The organism is Flavobacteriales bacterium, assembly GCA_013214975.1.
Taxonomy (GTDB): Bacteria; Bacteroidota; Bacteroidia; order DT-38; family DT-38; genus DT-38.
Map to the genome: position 1 here is coordinate 1 of JABSPR010000223.1, position 2,695 is coordinate 2,695.

Annotated in this window: 1 protein-coding gene; it reads left to right on the forward strand. The window is 35.3% G+C overall.

Annotation, left to right across the window (positions count from 1 at the left end; genetic code table 11):
* Window positions 1-632: 632 nt before the first annotated feature.
* A partial coding sequence (locus tag HRT72_07505; GenBank protein ID NQY67552.1) for a hypothetical protein occupies window positions 633-2,695 on the forward strand: 2,063 nt, incomplete at its 3' end.

Sequence of the window (2,695 nt, forward strand, 5' to 3'; positions counted from 1 at the left end):
GACCTTTAAGAATTATAAAGACCTCTCTTTTTTTTGAATTAGCCGGTATTAAGCATTCTCCTGGTTTGAATTTATTTAGTGAAGCACTTTTTATTAATTGAGAAGCGTCATGCCATTTTAAATCTTTGCCAAGGTTATACATTGATTTTATTTTTTCTATATCGATAATGGAAGATGAGTGGTTGAATATCATAGCTTTCTTTTAATATTAACCTCAATACCCCTCAAAAGACATAGCACCCTAATTAATTGTAGATGTACTTATTAACAAGGTGATTGTTGATTAATAAAGGATAATTATTGGGTAAAGTCTTGATCTGATGTGTATGTGGTTTTGGGAAAGTAAAAAATAAGATTACAAATATTTAATGTTGAGGGGCGCCGTTCATTTAGTCAGCCCAAATTGCCAAACGTTTTTATTAGGAAGACAGAATTTTGCTTTAATCATGAACGCTAATTATTGTTATTGGTAAAAAAGTAATGACCTGTAGGTCAGTCGTGTTAATGGTGGTCTTTTATAAGGTAGATAGATGAGTTGTTTTCGGTTAAAAAGGCTTTCGGTTTGTAGTTTCTGAGCACTCAATTGTATATCTTCCATGTCGACAATATAAAGTATTGTTTATAGTACCAATATGGCTAGAATTTCAATTTTTATTACCGCTCTAGTTTTCCTCCTGATATCCTGCAATACCGGGATAAAGGAAGATGACTCTGTGCCAAAAGCAATATTTGATCCGCCGATTGTTGTGGAATTGGATATGGTAAATGGCTATACCCATAATACCTTTACTGGAGATAGTATTATAAAATCGAGTAGAAGGGTAATTAATAAACCTTTTGTTCCCAATGATGTTTCTAGACCTTCATTTTTTAAAGAAGAGGTTAATGTTGAAGTTATATCGATAGCATCGAATGTTCGAAAGATCTTAACGAAACCGAAACGTACGGAAGTCGATCTCTCTAAAGTGAAAAAACTTTCTGTTGACTCTGTTCATTCTAAATTTATACTTATTAATAGCAAGGAAGACACAATACCAACAGGTATTTTAGTTAGCGGTGAAGGAAGAAAAGTAAATTCATCTTTTTCCAGGCCTGTTGAAGCTCTTACTTTTTCTTATAGAGATAACTCAACTATCAATGTTCAATATTTAGATGTAGACCAAGGTTTGCCTTCGTCTTACATAGATAATATTATAGAAGACAGTAGAGGGCAGCTTTGGTTTTCCACATGGGAATTTGGGATCGTTCGATTTGATGGGGAATATTTGAGTATTCTTGGCGAATATGGGGGGTTAAGTAATGTTCAGGTAAGATCGAGCTTAGAAGACAGTAAAGGCAAATTGTGGATTGGAACATTTGACGGATTGAATTGCTACGATGGAAAATTTGTTACTCAATATACTGAGAAGGACGGTTTCGCTTTTAAGGTTATCAGTACTATAATTGAAGACAGAGTTGGTAATATCTGGCTTGGAACAGAAGGTGCTGGAATTGTAAAATATGATGGAGAATTCTTTACTTATTTTACAGAGAAGGAAGGGTTGAGTAATAATTATGTTTCTGAAATAATTGAAGATAGTAAGGGGGATATCTGGATAGGAACTTGGAATGGGTTGAATAAATTTGATGGTAAAGAGTTCACACACTTTACTGTTGACGATGGTTTGCATGGTAATTCTATATTGTCTCTTTGTGAAGATCACAATGGTAATATTTGGATGGGTGATTCTAAAGGAGGTGTTACTCGTTTTGGTGGCCAATCATTTACCTATTTTGACTCAAATCAGGGATTTACGAATCAACAGGTATCAGCCATACTAGCCGATAAAGAGAGGAATGTTTGGTTTGGGTCTGCAGGAGATGGTGTAATTAAGTATGACGGTAAATCGTTTACACATCTCACTGAAGAGGAAGGGTTAAGTAATGCAAATATTAACTCGATTTTCGAGGATTCCCAAGGGAGCTTATGGTTTGGGACAGAGGGTGGTGGAGTTAACCGATTAGATCATCGATCTTTTTCTCATTTAAATGAAAAACAGGGATTAGGGAAGAATATAATTTTATCTATAGAAGAAGATACCGATAGAAGCTTGTGGTTTGGTACGTATGGAGGTGGTTTAATTAACTACAATGAAACCAGTGCAGTTCACTATACGCAGAAAACGGGTTCAACCATTAATTATATAAATGCCCTTGTTAAAGACGGGAGTAAAAATCTTTGGTTGGGCACAACCTATGGTGTATCCAAATATGATGGAAATACCTTTTTATATATGAATGATATTGAAGGGCTTTTTGAGGAAACAGTTATTTCGATCTTAGAGGACAGAAAAGGTCATGTATGGTTTGGGACGGAAAGAGCAGGAGTAAGTATGTACGACAGAGATTCTGTGTACACATTTACTACAAAAGAAGGCCTCTGTGATAATTATGTTTTCGCAATTTTTGAAGATAGCGAGTATAATATTTGGTTTTGTACACATGGAGGATTGTCGTGTTACGATGGTAATACTATTACAAATTATTCCGTACGTGAAGGGTTGAGTCATCGTTCTGTAAGCTCTATGCTAGAGGACTTCGACGGCAATTTATGGTTCGGTACATATGGAGGGGGAGTAACTCGATTTGACGGTGAAACATTTACACATTTTACAGAAGAGCAAGGACTTAGTAATAACTACGTGACTTCTTTAAC